This window comes from Roseateles sp. GW821-FHT03B02, assembly GCF_059421025.1.
This window is the reverse complement of the sequence record NZ_JBWKUV010000006.1, coordinates 184418-202040: the sequence shown is the minus strand read 5'-3', so window position 1 is coordinate 202040 and position 17623 is coordinate 184418. Positions and strand designations below refer to the sequence as shown.

Below are 17623 nucleotides of genomic sequence, written 5' to 3'. Positions count from 1 at the left end.
TCAAGCCTCGCGTGGACGCCCCGGAAGCGTCAACCACTGCAAGGCAGTGCGCAGCCAATAGACCGGGTTGCCCCGTGCAGGAGCTTCACGCCAGAGCGCCCAGGCCTGTGAGCGCTCGCCCGAGGCGTAACGGGCTCGCGCGACATTGAGCCAATGAGACCCGAGCAGGCGCCGCGCACCGGCGCGTAAAGATTGGGGCGTTTGTCCAGACTGCAGCCTGTTCAGAAGGCGACGGTAGCAAGGCAGCAGATCGACTGGCCGCGGCGCAGCCGCGGTGGCGCTGCCCGACACTTCCAGGCGGTAGTCCACCAACGTCGTGCCGACATATGCCACAGGCGCGGCCTCGGCCACGCGAAACCAGACATCCTGGTCTTCCCCAAGCCGCTCTCCAGGCTCAAATTCGATTCCGCGAATGTGAATGACTTCTCTACGGAGCGCTACCGAATTGGCACACAGAAATGAGAGCCGACTCCAACGCCCATAGAAATCGTCAAGCAGGCCTGGCCCGAAATCCAGCGCGACAGGCTCGCGGCGGCCGTCTGGCCACAGTCGGCTATAGCCGGTGGCCAGCATGCCTGCATCCGGGAACTGCTCCGCCAGCCGCGCAAGCGATGCCAGATGACCCGGCGCCATCCGGTCGTCCGCATCCAGAAAGGCAATCCAGTCGCCCCGCGTTGCCCTGACCCCTGCGTTGCGAGCGGCTGAAACACCGGCATTGGCCTGACTCAGCAGCCTGACACCCGGCAGGCCCAGCCCGGCCACCAGCTCTGCACTGCCGTCGGTGGAGCCATCGTCCACGACGACGATCTCCAAAGGAAGGGGCTGCTGGGTCGCAGCGGACATGACCGCCTCGGCGACAAAGTCGCGCTTGTTGTAGAGCGGTATGACGATGCTGAACGTGGGCGTCGTCATGTGGCCATCGCCGCAGTTCGCGGCATCGGGGCAGCCTCAGCCGGTGTGGAACGCTCATTGCCCGCAGGCCGCGCAAAAGGCAGCAGCACCACCATGAACCACGCCAGATGGATGATGGTCTCGCCGATGAACAGCCCTTCGAGTTCGAGCGGCGCCTCGGTCATGATCCGGGCAAGCATGACGACGGCCAGAGCGATCGAAACGCCGCGGCTGAGGCGCGCAGCTTTCACAGACGCAACCAGCATGCACAGCAGATAGGCCAGCATCGACAGGCCGCCGAACAGACCGGCGCCGGAGAGGCTTTGCATAAGCTGGTTGTGTGCATGAAACGCAAACGGCATGCCGATGCGCGCGCGGTGCAGAGGCCCCCACGCCTCGGGGCCGTAGCCGAACCACAGATTTGCCTGCCAGGTCCGCCAAGCCTCCGCCCAAATGGTGGCACGGCCGGTCAGCGTGGAGATCTCGCCGCCGACCTTGGTGGCGGCGATCTTGCTCGCGATGCGGCCGAGGTCGGCAACGGCCAGCCCGAACACGACGGCCAGCGTCAGCAGAAGCATGGCGAGCACGAAGGCCGGCTTGATGTGGCCGCGCTCGTCCCGGCCGCGGCCATAGAGCATGAGGATGATCATGCAGGCTGCCCCGGCAGCCCATACCGTCTTGGACTGCGCCAGGACGAAAACGACCAGCAACGACAGCCATGCGAGCGCGTTGACCCAAGCCCGGCCGAAAGGCCTGAAGAACAGCAGCAGGGCCAGCAGAAGGGCCAGAGGGCCAATGCTGTTAGCGTTGGACCCCAGGCCCCAGAGGCGGATCTTGAAACCTGGAATCCAGCCGGAGTAGTCAGTCTGGACGGCCAGTGACGGCAGAGCGACGGCTGCAACCAGACTGCCCAGCATCAACAGCAGCAGCCCCAGCCTCAGCGCATCGATGGCCGGCTCCACGCCCTCGGAACGCGCCATGAAAAAGGCGACGAAGACGATGATGGGGTAGTAACTGTTGTGGATGAAGGCCGGGTGAGCACCCAATGCCGCCGACAGCAGGTGCGTAGAGACGAAAAAGAGCAGCAGGGTGACGACCAGGGCCTGCCCGCCGACGACCGTGCCGCGGCCCAACTGACGGTTCATCAGCTTGGCCACGATCTTTGCAAAGCACAGCGCGAGCACGACCGCCGTCACGGCCCGCATGATGTTGCCACCACCCGCGCCCTCCACGCTGCTGATGGTGCGGATATCCAAGGCGGCGTACTTCAGATTGCGCCCCGAGAGCAGGCTGCTGACAGCCATACCCAAGCACAAGCTCAGCGGAACGGCGGGTAGCGTCCAGCGCGAGAAGCGGCTTTCCAGCGACAGGAACATCCCCTGCACCAGCACAAGACCGAGCGCAAAGACCAGGGCAATGCCGCTGTAGATCAGCATCCCTATCAGTTCAGCGTTGTTCATCTTGTCTCACTCTCACGCGGCCCAAGAAAGGCCAGATAGCGACCGGCGCCTGCGGGCAGTCGATGCAGCACCCGCCCGACCAGTACGCGCAATTCCATGCTGACCAACTGCGGGCAAAAGTACAGCAAGGCAACGGCCAGCAGCAGCCCGGCAACCACCCCAGCACCCAGCCGTTGAGGAGCGTTCAGATTCCGCAGCATGTGATCCAGCGCGCCCAGGGCGAGCCCGCCAACCAACGACACAAGTGCACCCCCTCGCATCGCACGCCACAACTCCACCAGTCGCAGCGACGTGCGCTTGGCTGTGATGCGCAGCACAAGGGCCAGGCGCAGCCCGAAGAAGGCAAGTGCCGCCCAGGCCACTGCCACGACGCCATACTGGGCGGCCCATGTACATGCCAGCGCCCAGGCCACCGCCATCGGCCATTGGCTGCGAATCTCGTCGGAAGGCCGACCAGCTGTCCAGAGCAGGGGCGTGCACAGGCCGAACATCAGGAAGAGCGGCATGGCAAGCGCGAGCGGTGCGCAAACGGCCGCTGCGTCGTGCCACTTGGCGCCATACAAGGTGAGCACAAAGGGCTCGGCCAGGGCCGCCGTGGCGGCGAAAACCGGCATGACGAACAGTGCGACTGCGCCCAGCAGGCCGAGGAATGCACGCCGCGTCTCGGCCTGGGCCTCACGTTCGGCCGCCCTGGACGCTGTAGAGAAGAACACCGGCTGGATGACACCCAGGAGACTGGCGCTGGGGCTGTAGAGCAGGTTGTAGGTCTGGCTATACAGACCCATGTCGCGCGACGGCAGCCAGCGACCAACCACGGTACGGTCGATGTTGGCGATGAACCAGTTCAGCAGATTGGTGGCAAACACAACGCCGCCATAAGCACCCATGCCACGCGCTTCTTCGTACCAGATCAAAGGCTTGAGTGCGTGGCGCACCTGGGCGTAGGCGATGAGTCCCGCCAGCACAGCCTGTGTGCTCCAGGCCGCGACGAGAGACCAGACAGCATGTCCCGCCAGGGCCAGTGGTATGCCCACGAGCACAAAGCCAACAAAGTAGCTGACGATCTGACCCCCTTGTAGCGCACGGTAGTTCAACTCCCGCTTGAGCAGGTTCATGGCCGGTGCAGCCAGTGCGTTGACCAGGCACAGCAGCGACAAGGCACGCACGACGTCCTCGGCACGCGGCTCGCCGAAGAAGACCGAGATCGGTCCCGCCGCGAGCGCAACAAGGGCAGCGACACAAGCGCCCAAGATGATCTGCCAAGTGAAGACGAAGCGGATGTCGCGATCACTCACCTGGGGTTTCTGAATCAAGCCATAGGCCAAGCCTACATCTGCGAAGAACAGACTGAAGGTGATGACCAGCGTGCCGATGGCAAAGACGCCGTACTCGGCTGGCCCCAGCAGCCGGGCGAGTACGACCTGCGAGCCGACCTGTAGCAGCATGCGCACAACAGTGCCGCCTGCCCCCCAGAAGACGGCCGAGATCGAACGCGCTGCCAGCCCGGGGCCGGACATCAGGCAGCCCCGAGAGCGGCGCAGTCCAAGCGCGTCAGGAAGTCACGATAGGCTAGTGCAATGCCTTCGCGCAGCCCGGTCGTCGCGCGCCATCCACGGCTGGCCAGCAGGCTCACGTCCATCAGCTTGCGCGGCGTGCCGTCGGGCTTGCTGGTGTCGAAGACCAGTTCGCCACCGAAGCCGACCACCTCGCAGACGAGCGCTGCAAGTTCGCGGATGCTGACGTCCTCGCCGACACCGACGTTGGTGAGGATGTCCTCGGCCTCCGTCTCCATCAGGTGCACGCAGGCGTCAGCCAGGTCGTCCACATAGAGGAATTCGCGCAGCGGCGTACCGGTGCCCCAGACCACCAGCTCGGCATCGCCCCGCGCCTTGGCCTCGTGGGCCTTGCGGATGAGGGCCGGCAGCACGTGGCTGCTCTGCAGGTCGTAGTTGTCGTTGGGGCCGTAGAGGTTGGTCGGCATCGCGCTGACGTACTGCCGCCCGTACTGGCGGTTGTAGCTCTCGCAGAGCTTTATGCCGGCGATCTTGGCGATGGCGTAGGGCTCGTTGGTGGGTTCCAGCGGACCGGTGAGCAGGCTGTCCTCGCGCAGGGGCTGCGGCGCGAGCTTGGGGTAGATGCACGATGAACCGAGGAACATCAGCCGCTGCACGCCCGCGAGGTGGGCGCCATGGATGAGATTGGCCTCGATCATCAGGTTCTGGTACAGGAACTCGGCGCGGTAGACGTTATTGGCCTGGATGCCGCCGACCTTGGCCGCGGCGATGAAGAGGTAGTCGGGCTTGTGCTGCTGAAGCCAGGCGTGCACGGCACGCTGGTCCAGCAGGTCGAGCTCCTGTCGCGGCGCGGTCAGCACGCGGGTGTAGCCGCCGGCCTGCAGCCGGCGCACCAGGGCCGAACCCACCATGCCGCGGTGCCCCGCGACGAAGATGCGCGCGTCCCTGGGCATGGACGCCACGTCACTCATGGTGGTCGTAGGCCTGGAAACCGGCGAGCTTGACGAGGCTGTCGCGCTTGGCGGCGGTGTAGTCGGCCTGCACCATTTCGGCGACGAGTTCGCGCAGCGTGGTCTTGGGCGTCCAGCCGAGCTTTTCCTTGGCCTTGCCGGGGTCGCCCAGCAGGGTCTCGACCTCGGTGGGGCGGAAGTAGCGCGGGTCGACCTTGACGATGACGTCGCCGACCTTGCACTTGGCCTGGTTGCCCTCGATCTTGGTGACGCGGGCAATTTCCTGCTCGCCCTCGCCTTCGAAGGCGACGCTGATGCCGAGCTCGGCGGCGGCGAACTCGACGAACTGGCGCACGCTGTACTGCACGCCGGTTGCGATGACGAAGTCCTCGGGGGTGTCCTGCTGCAGCATCAGCCACTGCATCTCGACGTAGTCGCGCGCATGCCCCCAGTCGCGCAGCGCGCTGAGGTTGCCGAGGTAGACGCAGTCCTGCAGGCCCAGTGCGATGCGGGCGATGGCGCGGGTGATCTTGCGGGTGACGAAGGTCTCGCCGCGCAGCGGGCTCTCGTGGTTGAAGAGCACGCCGTTGCAGGCATACATGCCATAGGCCTCGCGGTAGTTGACCGTGATCCAGTAGGCGTAGAGCTTGGCGACGGCGTAGGGGCTGCGCGGGTAGAAGGGCGTGGTTTCCTTCTGCGGGATCTCCTGCACCAAGCCGTAGAGCTCGGAGGTCGAGGCCTGGTAGAAGCGGGTCTTCTTCTCGAGGCCCAGGATGCGGATGGCCTCGAGGATGCGCAGGGTGCCGATGCCGTCGGCGTTGGCGGTGTACTCGGGCTCCTCGAAGCTCACCGCCACGTGGCTCATGGCGGCGAGGTTGTAGATCTCGTCGGGCTGGACCTGCTGGATGATGCGGATCAGGTTGGTCGAGTCCGTCAGGTCACCGTAGTGCAGCTTGAAGCGCTGGTTGTCGACGTGAGGGTCCTGGTAGAGGTGGTCGATGCGGTCGGTGTTGAACGACGACGCGCGGCGCTTGATGCCGTGCACCTCGTAGCCCTTGGACAGCAGGAGTTCTGCCAGGTAGGCGCCGTCTTGGCCGGTGACGCCGGTGATCAACGCAACCTTCTTGGAACTGCTCATGATGGAAAACTCGGAGGAAGCTAGCCGGCCAACACGCTGCCGAATGCCTTCAGCCGTGAGGGCTGTGGCATGGCGGCGCGCATGTCGGCGATGAAGCGGGCCTGGACGCGGTAGCCCGCGTCGGCGTCGGGGTCGATGCTGGAAACGCGTACCAGCATGCCGTCGGGGATGACGCCGCGCAGGCCGTAGCTGAGCTGGGCAAGCTTCTGCTGCTGGCCGGACACGGCCACGCGCTCGCCGACGACGAACCAGAACGTCACGGGCTCGTGGCGCTGGCCGAGCTTGGCGAACATGTGGCGCACCGGCAATGGCCCGCCGGGGCTGCCGATGTCGATGCTGGTGTAGCTGCCGGACAGGATGTCGAAACCCTGCGCCGGGTAGCAGACGTCGGGCCGGTGGGCACGCGTCGCATCGGACTGGTCGCCGCCGTAGGCAATGGACAGCATGATGCGCTCGCCGGAAGGGCCGATGTAGGTGCGGCTCAGCGTCTGGGCGTAGAGCGACTTCAGCATCGCCTCGACGTCGGGCGAAACGATGCTGACGGGCAGATTAGGGTCCAGGCGCCAACCGCCGAAGGTCTTGGGGAAGATCGTCTCGAGGTCGACCTTGGCATGCTGTTCGGCCAGATGGATGGTGGGTCGGGTCACGTGGGCAAGCCCGGACGCCGAAACCAGCAGCAAGGCCGCGAACAGGGCGCGGAGCCTCACGGGCGTCAGCACGCCGCTCATGCTGCACCCCGCTCGGGCCTGAAGAAGACGTTGAGCAGCTTGTCCAGCACCAGCATCAGCATGAGCGCGATCATGAAGAGCACCATGCCCGCGAAGCCATGCACGAAACCCTGGCCTGCCGCGTCACCGAAGTAATAGGTGACGAGCACGAGGATCATCACGCGGCCGATGTTGGCGCAGAAGGCGATGGGCACCAGCATGACGGCCAGCGTCACGTTGCGTGCCACCGAGGTGTAGCGCATCAGGTTCATGTACAGCATGCCCAGCGCCTCGAGCGTGAACATGGAGTTCAGCCCCGCGCAGGCGTCGGCAACCATGAGCTGGTACTGCCCCACCGTCAACATGACGCCGGAGCGTCCGACCGGGTAGCCCATGGCGTAGAGCAGATTGCTCGCCACCAGCGACACGGCAGACTTCAGCGGCGCCGTCACCGCAGCCACGAGGGCTTCGGGCAGGGGCACCATGAAGAGCATGAAGAACAGCGGGAACCAGATCAGCCGCAGCCCGCGCCAGCCCTTGAACAGCAGCGCCAGGCCGGCCAGCACCCAGATCTGGGATCCGATGGAAAAGATCCAGATGTCCTGCGAACGCCCGATTGCATAGAGCAGCCCGCCAATCACCAACACCAGCACGCCGCTGGGGGTGGCCGGCCGCGAGGGCAGCTCGGCCAGGGCATGACGCTGGTTGAACAGCAGCCACAGGCTGACCGCGAAGATGATCGGACCGTGGCCCTGCTCATCACTGCGCCAGATGGTCTGGCCCAGCTCGACGTACTCCGGGATGTAGACGACGAGCAGGCCCGTCAGCACCAGCAGCAGGGCCGGCAGGTCGACGCCGGGAGGCAGCAGGCTCTGGCGGCCAGCCTGAGGTGCGGTCGCGGACATCACCGAAACACTCGTGGTCAGAATTCGTTGACGACGGCGCCAAGCAGTTGCACTGAACTGCCGGCCAGGCTGGCGACAAGGTCCTGCAGCGCAGCCACCTTGTTCTCGTGCTTGCGCGTCAGCACCAGGGCTGCACCGCACTTGGCAGCGACAACACAGCTGTCCGAGCCGAGCGAAGCCGCCGCGGTGTCGATGACAACGTGATCGAACTTGGAGGTCAGCTCGCGCACGAGCAGCCCGAAGGCCGGGCGCTCGATGAGCTCCAGCGGGTTGGGCGGGATGGGGCCGCAGGGCAGCACGAACAGGCCGGGGACGCCCTCGACAGGCTGAATGACCTGGGATTCGGTGCGACCAGACAGCAGCGAGGACAGGCCGGCGGCGTTGCTCACCTTGAACACCTCGTGCTGGCGCGGACCGCGCAGGTCGGCGTCGACGATCAGCGTGCGGCCACCAAGCTGGGCCAGCGCCACGGCCAGGTTCGCAGCGAAATACGTCTTGCCGTCACCGCTTGAGGGGCTGATGACCGCCATGGCCTGACGCACGACGTCGGGCTTGCTGAGCCGCATGGTGACCTGGCTGCGCACCGCCCGGATGGCTTCGGCCTGCACCGAGAAGGGCTGCAGCAGCGTGACGAGCTCGGGGCTCGCCACACGGCGCTCGGCATTGGCCAGCGGGTAGTGAAACTGCTGGGCCAGTGCATTGAGCACGTCGTCCGGACTGGCCAGACCGAGAGTGACGGCGGCCTCGCCGAAGCGCACGCCATGCTCGCGCTGGTAGCTCAGCACCTTTTCGACTTCCGCGGCGCTGAGGTTGCGCGCGTCGCGGATCAGGTCGCCGATGGGGCGGTCGTGCAGTTCGGCAGGGGCGTTCACGGAGGCTCCAGAATTTGCTGCGTTCATCGGATCAGGCGCCCTTGCCCGGCGCCTGGCCGAGCAGGCGCTGCTGCATCAGATTGGCCGTGGTGGCCTTGCGGAACAGGCGACGGGCATTCGGCGATGGCAGGACGCCGAGGATGGGCAGGGCCACGGCCTGGGCGACGTCTTCGGCGCTGCGCACGCGGCGGTCCAGCATTTCCATCGCCACGACGATGGCGATGGCCAGCAGCGTTCCGGCGAACACGGCCACCGCCATGTTCAGCGTCGGGCGCGGTGACGTCGGCTCGACCGGAGGCACGGCCTGGGAAAGCACCGACACATTGCTTTGAGTGGCCATGCTTTCCATCGTGGCCTGGTTCAGGCGGGCCATGATCTGGTCGTACATGCGCTGCGAGTTCTCGACATCGCGCACGAGCACGGCACCGTCGTCGCGCACCGCCTTCATCTGCAGCACCTTGGCACGCTGGGCTTCCAGCTGGGCCTTGATCTCGCCAGCCCGCTGCTGGTTGATGTTGTTGGCGATGCCCAGCGAACTGCCAACCTTGGTCGTTTCGCTTTCGATGCGGGTCTTGAGCTCGGCCAGATTGGCGCGCGCCTCGATGACCTGGGGGTTCCTGTCGCCGAGCTTGGCGGTCAGTTCCTGCAGCTTGGCTTCCAGGCGTGCCTGATCAGCCTTGAGGCCGGCGATCAGCGGGTTGTTCAGCACTTCCTGCATGCGGTCCGCACCGGCACCGCGGGCAGCGGTCTGGCGGCTGCCCGAGTCGGAGGCCAGGGACTGCAGGCCGACATACTGGGAGGACAGCTCGCTCAGGCGCGCGTTCTCGACGTCCAGGCGCTCGTCCGTCGCGATGATGCCCTTCTCCTTCTGGAACTCGGACAGCCGGGTTTGCGCCTTTTCGAGCGCCTCGCGGGCTTCCTTGCCGCGCTGGTCGAAGAAGGACGAGTACAGGCGGGCCGGCTCGACACGCATCTCGATATTGGTTTCGAGATAGGCCTGCACGAAGGCATTGGCCAGGGCCGCAGCGAACTTGGGGTCGGCAGCCTTGTAGGTGACGGTGACCACGTTGGACTCGCGGGAGGGCTTCACGTCCAGCGCGCGCTGGAAGACCGTGCCGAGCCACTGCTCGATGGAGCCCTCGCCCTTGGTTGCGCTCTGCCACTGCTCGCGGATCTGGGGGTTCTCCGTGAGCTTGAGGTTGCGCACGACCTTGAAGGCCACGCGATCACTCTGGATCACGTCGATCTGCGTCGCCACCAGGCTCGGGTTGACGCCGCCGGCATACAGCACGGCTGCCAGCGGGTCCGGTTTGGTGGAGTCGATGACGACGGAGGCCGCTGCCGTGTAGCTCTTGGGCCAGACCAGGCTGGCCACCAGGGCGACGATGACGATGCTGGCGAACACGCCAAGCGCCACCTTGTAGCGGGCCTGCAAGATGGCCAGGAATTGGACAAAGTTCATTGCTGCATCCCCGAAATCAGAACAGGCTCTCTTTGACGTAGACCACGTCACCGTCCTTGAGCGCGTCGTCCATGCCCGGCTGCACGACCTGCACCTTGCCGTCGGCCGCCTTGCGGTGGACGCGGATGCCGCGCTCCGTGCCGCGCTGGTTCAGGCCGCCGCCGGAGGCCAGGGCCTGCATCAAGGTCATGCCGCGCTCCAGCCGCATCGGGCCAGGGCGCTGCACTTCACCGTAGATGTAGACGAGGGGCGCGCGGTCGACCCAGAGGACGTCGCCGTTCTGGATCAGCACGTCGTTGGCGCGGCCTGCCTCGGTGTTGGGGCCGAAGACGCTGGGGAGATCGATCTCCAGGCGGTAGGGCTTGCCGGCGCGCGTGCCGCTGAGCACGAGGATATCGCCGCCAGTCGTGGCCACGCCGCCGGCATTGGCCAGGAGGTCGGTCATGCGCATGTCGGTCGTCTCGATGGGATAGCGGCCCGGGCGGTTGACTTGGCCCAGCACGCTGGCCTGGTTGCCCTTGACCTGCAGCAGGATCAGCGTGACCTGGGGTGACTTGACGAAGTTGCCGCTCTTCAGGCCGTCGGCGATGAGCTTTTCAGCGGCGCTAACGCCGAGGCCGCCGATGCGCACACTGCCCAGCAGCGGGTAGCTGATGACGCCCGTTTCGGAGACGCGGGTCTCCAGCGTCAGGTCGGGGTTCTGGTAGACCACGACGCGGACGACGTCACCCGCGCCCAGCCGGTACTCGGCCGCTGCCGCCGTGGCCGGCGCCTGAACCTGGGCCTGGGCGCCCAGAGCACCGAGGCCCAGGGCCGCGGCGAGGAGCAGTGCTTCGATGCGCATCATTTCAGGCCCATGCCCTTGGAGATGGAGGCGGAGTCGAGGCCGCTGGCAGCGGGCGCAGGAGCCTCGGAGGCGGCGGGCAGCACGGGTGCTGCCGGCGCGCCGGCCGGTGCGGGCTGCGAGAACTTGCCGACGTACTCGATCTTGGAGCCGTCGCGCAGCGCCTTCACGTCCTTCTGGACGGCTTCGGCCTTGCGCTGGTTCAGCAGGAAGGCTTCGATGGCCGGGCGCGCACGCGCCTCGTCCACGGGCTGGCTGCGCGAGCCGACGAGGAACAGCACCGTCAGCCCGGCCGGGTTGGGGCTGAGCATGGAGTCGCCGTCCTTCATCTTGGAGATGGCGTCCAGGCTGGCCAGCGGCAGCTGCTCGGCGGCGCGCACGGCCTGGTTGCCGTTGAAGCGCAGCTCGGCAGACTTCAGGTATTCGGCGAACTCGTTGAGGTTCTTGGCCGCTGCGAGCTTGGCGCGGATGGCCTCGAACTGCTCGGGCTTGGCCTCGATCTGCAGTTCCTGCAGGCTGTAGATGCGGCGGTCCTTGAAGAGGGCCGGCTTGTCGTTGTAGTACTTGGAGATCTCGTCGGCGCTGGGCTTGGCGACGGACTCGCCGACGCGCTCGGCATAGGCGCGGGCGATGATTTCGCGCTTGGCGGCCTCGATCTGCTGCACGACGCGGGGGTCGCGGTCGAGCTTCTGCTCCTGGGCCTTCTGGACTGCGAGTTCCTGGTCGATCAACCGTTCCAGCACCTGGCGGCTGGCGGCCTCGGCCTGCTCGGGCTTGAGGCCGGGCTGGCGTTGCAGCACGAAATTGATCTGGTGGACGGTGATCTCTTCCTTGTTGACCTTGGCCGCCGTCTGGGAGGCCTTGTCACCCTTGTCGCCACCGCAGGCCACCAGCAGAGCCGTGGCCGCAACAACGGTCAGCAGCAGGGAGGCACGGTGATTGATGAGTCGCGTTGCCATCTTTTGAAGGTCCTTGTTATCTGGAGGAAGGGCTCCCCCGCCCTAATGAGCGGACGAGTGTAGCGGCGGCATATGTCGCTTCTGGGACCGCTACGAAGCCATTACCGGCTTCGCGAGCGACCCGCGGTTAGAGCGATTTCAAGCACGAAGTTCCGCCTCCCCCACGTTCTTGGGGGGAGGGAAATCGAGCAGTCGAAAAGGGACCGCCGGCGCGGTCCGGCCGGGCGGGCAGGCGTGGCGAGCCGCTACGGCCCTAGCACTTGATGCCGGCGTGCAGCGCGACGATGCCGGCGCTGAGGTTGTGCACGTCCACGTGGCCGAAGCCGGCCGTCTTCATCATGGCCTTCAGCGTCGCCTGGTCGGGGTGCATGCGGATGGACTCCGCCAGGTAGCGGTAGCTGTCGGCATCGCCGGCGAACAGCGAGCCCAGCTTGGGGAGGATGTTGAAGGAATACCAGTCGTAGGGCTTGCGCAGCGGCTCGGCGATCCTGGAGAACTCCAGCACCAGCAGCCGGCCACCCGGCTTGAGCACGCGGCACATCTCGGCCAGTGCCTGGTCCTTGTGCGTCATGTTGCGCAGGCCGAAGGCCACGCTGACGAGGTCGAAGCTCTCGCTCTTGAAGGGCAGCTTTTCGGCGTCGGCCAGGCTGGTGGGAAGGATCAGCCCCTCGTCCAGCAGGCGGTCGCGGCCCTGGCGCAGCATGGCCTCGTTGATGTCGGTGTGCACGACCAGGCCGGTCTCGCCCACCTTGCGGGCGAATGCACGCGAGAGGTCGCCCGTGCCGCCGGCGATGTCCAGCGCCCGCTCGCCGGGCTTGAGGTTGGCGACCTGCACGGTGTAGGCCTTCCAGGCCCGGTGCAGGCCGGCCGACATCACATCGTTCATGAGGTCGTACTTGGACGCGACCGAGTCGAAGACGCCGCGGACCTTGCTGGCCTTCTCGTTCTCGTTGACCTGCTGGAAACCGAAGTGGGTTTGAGTCATGGAAATCAGTGCGAGTGGCAGGAGCCGCCAGCCTTGACCGGCATCGGGTCGTCGCGTCCCTTGCCGGCGGCGGCGAGGCGGGCCTCGTAGTCGCGCCACAGCGCGTCCTGCTGGCTGCCGAGCTTGTAGAGATAGTCCCAGGAGAACAGGCCGCTGGCGTGGCCGTCGGAGAACTCGGGGCGCACGGCGTAGTGGCCGACGGGCTCCAGGCCCGTGATGCCCACGTCGCGCTTGCCGGTCTGCAGCACCTCCTGGCCCGGGCCGTGGCCCATGACCTCCGCCGAAGGGCTGTAGACGCGCATCAGCTCGAACGGGATGCGAAAGCGCGCGCCGTCGTCGAAGGCGATCTCCAGCACGCGGGAGTGCTGGTGGACGGTGAGTTCGGTGGGCGAGGCCATGCCGGAAGTGTCCCTCAGAACGCCTGGTAGGCCGGCAGCTGCCCGTCCAGGGGCCTGACCTGGGTGAAGCGCGCGGCCAGGCGGGACTGAACGCTGACGGGCAGCGGCGCGAAGCCGGTGCCGCGGGTCAGGTCGTCGCCGTGCATGAAGCACCAGTAGAGGAACCTCAAGGTGCCCAGGGCCTTGGCGGCGGTCGCCGGCTCAGCGTCGACAAGCACGAAGCTGGTCAGCGTGATGGGCCAGGCATCGTTGCCCGGGCGGTCCAGCAGCGTGGCCAGGTCGTCGCCCTGGCGGTACATGTCGCTTTCCAGGATGGCCGCGCGAAAGCCCGGCTCCGACGGCAGCACGAAGCGGCCGGCCGCGTTGCGCAGCTTCACGGGAGCCAGCTTGTCGCGCAGCACGCGGTCGTAGGAGACGTAGGCGATGGCGCCCGGCGTAGCCCGCAGCGTCTGCACCATGCCGTCGTTGCCCTCGGCCTTGAGCGGCTCGCCGGGCCAGGCCGGCGCCTGGGCGATGCCCACCTCGGCCTTGAAGGCGGCCGAGACCCCTGCCAGATAGCGGCTGAAACCCTCGCTGGTGCCCGACTTCTCCGCGCGCACGACCCGCTTGATCGGCAGGCCCGGCAGGCCGGCGCCGGGATTGAGCGCCGCGATGCGGGGGTCGTTCCAGGCTTTCACGCGGCCCATGAAGATGTCGGCCAGCAGTTCGCCATCGAACTGCAGCGGGGCGCCCAGGCCGGGCAGGTTGACGACCGGCACGACGCCCCCGACCAGCATCGGGATCTGAACGAGCTTCTGGCGGGCCAGCTCGGCGGCGGGCAGCGGCGCGTCCGTGCCACCGAAATCCACCTTGCGGGCCGAGATCTGCTTGATGCCATCGCCCGAGCCCGTACCCTTGTAGCCGACGTTGCCGCCGCCGCTCTTGTCAAAAGCCTTGGCCCAGGTGTCGTAGACCTTGGCCGGGAAGGTGGCGCCCTGGCCGTGCACGGACTGCGCGGACACGATCGTGGACAGGCACAGGCCCGCAAGAGACAGCGTCAGGCGATAGAAAAATGACATGACCGAGAAACTAGCGAAAACCCGTAATCATGCCCCGTGTCTTCCATCATGTTGATGAAGCCATCCTCTAATTGCTGTTTTCAAAGGTTTCACCTCCATCCCATGAACCGCTTTCCCCTGCATCGCCTGGCCGCCGCCATGCTGGTCGGCCTGGCCACGGCCGCCCAGGCCCTCGACCTGGATGGACTGTCCAAGGACGTCAAGCCCTGTGACGACTTCTATGCCTTCGTCAACGCCAACTGGGAGAGCGCCACGGAGCTGCCCCCCAGCCGGGCCCGCATCGGCAGCTTCGAGCAGTTGCGCCAGGCCAACGACGAGCTGCTGAACCGCGCGCTGAAGGAGCTGGCCGACGAGCCGACGCTGCAGACCACGCCCGGGCTCAAGCTCATCGCCGCCTACTACGCCGCCGGCATGGACGAGGCCGCCATCGAGGCGCGCGGGCTGACGTCCATCGCGCCGCTGCTGCATCGCATCGACGCGCTGCAGCGCCGCGAGGACCTGCCCGCCCTGATCGCGCTGCTGGCCCGCAGCGGCGTGGCCGCGCCGCTGGGCTATGGCGTGCAGCCCGACCGCAAGGACACCCGCCGCAACGTGCTGGGCCTGGGCCAGTCGGGCCTGGGGCTGCCGGACCGCGACGACTACTTCCGCAGCGACGAGCGCACCCGCGGCCTGACGGCCGCCTACCGCCAGTTCGCCAGGGCCGTGCTGGGCGCCGCGGGCCGCCCGGCCGGGGATGCAGAGATCGACGCGCTGCTAGCCTTCGAAACTCAGCTGGCCGAGGCCTCGCGCGAACGCGCCAAGCTGCGCGACCCCAACGCCAACTACAACCCCATGAGCCCGGCCGAGCTGGCCGCCGCCGCACCGGGGCTGGACTGGAGCAGCTATCTCGCCGTGTTGACGTCCGGCGCCAAGCTGCCGCAGCGATTCATCGTGGCCCAGCCCGAGTTCGCCACGCGCGTGGCCAAGCTGGCGGCGCAGACGCCGCTGGAGGTCTGGCGCAGCTACCTGGCCCTGCGCGTGCTGGACGCCGCCGCGCCACGCCTGCCCAAGGCCTTCGCGAACGCGTCCTTCGAATACCGTGGCAAGGCCGTCACGGGCCTGCAGGCACCGCCGCCGCGCAACGAGGACGTCATCGTGCAGATCGGCGGCCGCTACGGCACGGAGCCGGTCGCGCTGGCGCTGGGCGAGCTGTTCGTCGCCCGCGCCTTCTCGCCCGAGGCTCAGCGCCGCTCCCTGCTGCTCGTGGAAGACGTGCGCGCGGCGATGAAGGCACGCATCGAGAAGCTGGAGTGGATGACGCCGCCCACCAAGGCCCGCGCCCTGGAGAAGCTGGCGCAGATGCAGCCCATGATCGGCGCGCCCGAGAAGTGGCCGCAGTACGAAGGCCTGCAGCTGAGCAGCAACGACTTCGCCGGCAACTGGCTCAAGGTGGCGCTGTGGCACAGCGATCGCCAGATGAAGGACCTGGACTCGCCCGTGGAGCGCGGTCGCTGGCGCACCAGCCCGCACATCGTCAACGCCTTCGCGGGCGGGCTCAACCAGATCACCTTCCCGGCCGGCATCCTGCAGCCGCCCTTCTTCGACGCCAAGGCCGACGACGCCAGCAACTACGGCGGCATCGGCATGGTCATCGGCCACGAGATCACGCATCACTTCGACGACAGCGGCCGCAACTTCGACGCCGGCGGCTCGCTGACGGACTGGTGGACCCCTGCCGACGCGGCCGGCTACCAGGCCCGCGCGGACAAGGTGGCGGCGCGTTACGGCGCGATCTCGCCGCTGCCGGGCTACAACATCAACGGCAAGCTGACCCTGGGCGAAAACATCTCGGACGTCTCGGGCATGCCCATCGCCTTCGAGGGCCTGCAGCGCGCACTCAAGCGCACCGGGCAGGCCGACAAGAAGATCGACGGCTACACGCCGGCGCAGCGCTTCTTCATCAGCAACGCGCTGATCTGGCGCACCAAGGTGCGCATGGAGTTCCTGATCAACCAGATCCGCACCGACTCGCACTCGCCCGCCAGGTACCGCGTGCTGACACCGATGAGCAACACGCCGTATTTCGCTCAGGCCTTCAGCTGCAAGCCAGGCAGCCCGATGGTCTCGGCGGATCCGATCTCGGTCTGGTAAGAAGCAGCAGAGCCAGCCAGGCACACCTGCGGCCCCACTGCGGTGGGGCCGCGGTCGCTTGCGTGGCTACCAGCCATCCATCCAGGCCGTGAGCTGGACCATGGCCTTGGCGACATGCTTCTGGACGGCGGTCTCGCTCACGCCGTGGAGTCTCGCGATCTCGGCATAGGCGAGGCCATCTACCCGGTGCGCAAGGAAGATGGCACGCGTCCTGGCGTTCAAGCGGCTGACGCCCAGGCTCAGGCGCTCAAGCCGTTCCTTGGCCAGCAAGGTGGCCTCTGCCGTCGGCGAGAGGTCGATGAGCACGACTTCTTCGACAAGCACCTCGTCGCCGCGAGTCAGCCGGGCTCGGTGCGCATTGATGGACAGATTCAATGCAGTGCGCATCATGAACGCTTCCGGCTGCTCGACCACCTGATCGCGCTCGTAGCAGGCCAGGCGTACCCAGGCCTCCTGCACCAGGTCATCCGCTTCCTGGGCGCTGCGCCCGCGGCGCAGCAGTGCGGCGCGCACACTCGCGAATGTCGTCTTCAGGTTCATGACTACCGGCAGCGCCAGCCGGTATCAGCGGCCGGCGACGGGCCGCTCAGCCACCGAGCATTGCGGAATCCGGATCGGCATTGCCGGCGGTGCCGGCCACTCGGCGCCGATTGCGCGCGCAGCGGCTTGATGAAGCAACCTGGACGCAGGGGCCGTTCCGGAAAACGGTCCATGGCGATTCAGCGCTCGCTCAAGGCGTCGATGCACCGCCGCCGTCACCTCGAGCAAACGCTCGACATACGGTCGGTGCCCGGGCAGCAATGCTTCCAGCGCAGCGGCATCGAGGGTCGCCCCTTCTACTCCCAGGACCTCGCACCCCGCGAGATCACCCAGAGCGGCCCGCATGTCCCCGGTGTCCCGGCCAAGCGCGAATCGAAGGCGCTCGACACCGCGAACCCGCAGGTCTTGCGCAACCTCGCGCCAGAGCGAACCCGGAGCGCCAAGCACTTCCCAGGCTCCGATGAAATCGGGCGAGCCGTCGCAAAGGCCCCCCAGCCCCCAGAGCAGCGGCTCGCTGCACAAGCCCTGTTCTGCGGACAGTCGCACCGAAACAAGGTCGAACTGCACAGCGACATACGAGCGACAAAGAGGCAGCCCCGCAAAGCCGATGGTGCTGGTCATGGACGTCTTCATCGCTTGCTCCTTGGCCAAGCCGTCTCGCGCAGTGCATCGAAATTGCGCGCCGAGGAACGCCGCGCACGGGCAATTCGCGCTGTTCGGGGGTTGTTTGGTCAACGAACCAAGCTTAAATGACTCTCAAATAAAGCACAAGGACTCTCAAACAAAGTGGTAGTCAGCGCGTTGATTTCG

Annotated in this window: 17 protein-coding genes; 1 reads left to right on the top strand and 16 read right to left on the bottom strand. The window is 66.7% G+C overall.

Annotation, left to right across the window (positions count from 1 at the left end):
• The 14 genes from AC07VX_RS17600 to pstS form a co-directional block, all read right to left on the bottom strand.
• Nucleotides 1-912 (bottom strand): glycosyltransferase family 2 protein, encoded by a 912-nt coding sequence (locus AC07VX_RS17600; RefSeq protein ID WP_493165613.1) that lies wholly within the window; start codon nt 910-912, stop codon nt 1-3.
• Nucleotides 909-2351 carry an O-antigen ligase family protein gene (locus tag AC07VX_RS17595; protein WP_493165614.1) on the bottom strand — a complete coding sequence of 481 codons (1443 nt, stop codon included), beginning with the start codon at nt 2349-2351 and terminating at the stop codon, nt 909-911. Before AC07VX_RS17595 ends, AC07VX_RS17600 begins: the two co-directional genes overlap by 4 nt.
• Complete coding sequence (locus AC07VX_RS17590; RefSeq protein ID WP_493165615.1) at nt 2348-3868, bottom strand: lipopolysaccharide biosynthesis protein; 1521 nt, start codon at nt 3866-3868, stop codon at nt 2348-2350. The genes AC07VX_RS17595 and AC07VX_RS17590 overlap by 4 nt, the downstream gene beginning before the upstream one ends.
• Nucleotides 3868-4818 carry a GDP-L-fucose synthase gene (gene fcl / locus AC07VX_RS17585; RefSeq protein WP_493165803.1) on the bottom strand — a complete coding sequence of 317 codons (951 nt, stop codon included), beginning with the start codon at nt 4816-4818 and terminating at the stop codon, nt 3868-3870. Before fcl ends, AC07VX_RS17590 begins: the two co-directional genes overlap by 1 nt.
• A 10-nt stretch (nt 4819-4828) precedes the next feature.
• The gene (gene gmd, locus AC07VX_RS17580; RefSeq protein ID WP_493165616.1) at nt 4829-5953 is read right to left on the bottom strand and encodes a GDP-mannose 4,6-dehydratase; all 1125 of its coding nucleotides are present in this window, start codon (nt 5951-5953) and stop codon (nt 4829-4831) included.
• A gap of 20 nt (nt 5954-5973) precedes the next feature.
• Entirely contained in the window at nt 5974-6681 is a 708-nt protein-coding gene (epsI, locus tag AC07VX_RS17575; RefSeq protein WP_493165617.1) for an exosortase-associated protein EpsI, B-type, read from the bottom strand.
• Nucleotides 6678-7565, bottom strand: coding sequence for an exosortase B (gene xrtB, locus AC07VX_RS17570; RefSeq protein WP_493165618.1), 888 nt, complete (start codon nt 7563-7565; stop codon nt 6678-6680). Before xrtB ends, epsI begins: the two co-directional genes overlap by 4 nt.
• Before the next feature lie 17 nt (nt 7566-7582).
• Complete coding sequence (locus tag AC07VX_RS17565; protein ID WP_493165619.1) at nt 7583-8437, bottom strand: polysaccharide biosynthesis tyrosine autokinase; 855 nt, start codon at nt 8435-8437, stop codon at nt 7583-7585.
• Nucleotides 8438-8468: 31 nt separating this feature from the next.
• On the bottom strand, nt 8469-9899 hold the full coding sequence (epsF, locus tag AC07VX_RS17560; RefSeq protein ID WP_493165620.1) for a chain length determinant protein EpsF: 1431 nt from the start codon (nt 9897-9899) through the stop codon (nt 8469-8471).
• A gap of 16 nt (nt 9900-9915) precedes the next feature.
• Nucleotides 9916-10746, bottom strand: a complete 831-nt coding sequence (gene epsE / locus AC07VX_RS17555) for a polysaccharide export protein EpsE (protein WP_493165621.1) — start codon at nt 10744-10746, stop codon at nt 9916-9918.
• Nucleotides 10743-11702, bottom strand: a complete 960-nt coding sequence (locus AC07VX_RS17550; RefSeq protein WP_493165622.1) for an EpsD family peptidyl-prolyl cis-trans isomerase — start codon at nt 11700-11702, stop codon at nt 10743-10745. Before AC07VX_RS17550 ends, epsE begins: the two co-directional genes overlap by 4 nt.
• Nucleotides 11703-11955: 253 nt before the next feature.
• Complete coding sequence (gene ubiE, locus AC07VX_RS17545) at nt 11956-12687, bottom strand: bifunctional demethylmenaquinone methyltransferase/2-methoxy-6-polyprenyl-1,4-benzoquinol methylase UbiE (protein ID WP_493165623.1); 732 nt, start codon at nt 12685-12687, stop codon at nt 11956-11958.
• A 5-nt stretch (nt 12688-12692) separates the two neighbouring features.
• Nucleotides 12693-13085, bottom strand: coding sequence for a gamma-butyrobetaine hydroxylase family protein (locus AC07VX_RS17540; protein ID WP_493165624.1), 393 nt, complete (start codon nt 13083-13085; stop codon nt 12693-12695).
• Nucleotides 13086-13099: 14 nt separating this feature from the next.
• The gene (gene pstS / locus AC07VX_RS17535) at nt 13100-14143 is read right to left on the bottom strand and encodes a phosphate ABC transporter substrate-binding protein PstS (protein ID WP_493165625.1); all 1044 of its coding nucleotides are present in this window, start codon (nt 14141-14143) and stop codon (nt 13100-13102) included.
• A 102-nt stretch (nt 14144-14245) separates the two neighbouring features.
• Here pstS and AC07VX_RS17530 point away from each other — a divergent pair, with 102 nt between their 5' ends.
• A complete protein-coding gene (locus tag AC07VX_RS17530) occupies nt 14246-16273 on the top strand; it encodes a M13 family metallopeptidase (RefSeq protein ID WP_493165626.1) in 2028 nt (675 codons plus the stop codon).
• Between the two features lie 66 nt (nt 16274-16339).
• Here AC07VX_RS17530 and AC07VX_RS17525 read toward each other — a convergent pair whose 3' ends face one another.
• Complete coding sequence (locus tag AC07VX_RS17525) at nt 16340-16813, bottom strand: RNA polymerase sigma factor (RefSeq protein WP_493165627.1); 474 nt, start codon at nt 16811-16813, stop codon at nt 16340-16342.
• 24 nt (nt 16814-16837) lie between these two features.
• On the bottom strand, nt 16838-17446 hold the full coding sequence (locus tag AC07VX_RS17520) for a hypothetical protein (RefSeq protein WP_495122022.1): 609 nt from the start codon (nt 17444-17446) through the stop codon (nt 16838-16840).
• Nucleotides 17447-17623 lie beyond the last annotated feature (177 nt).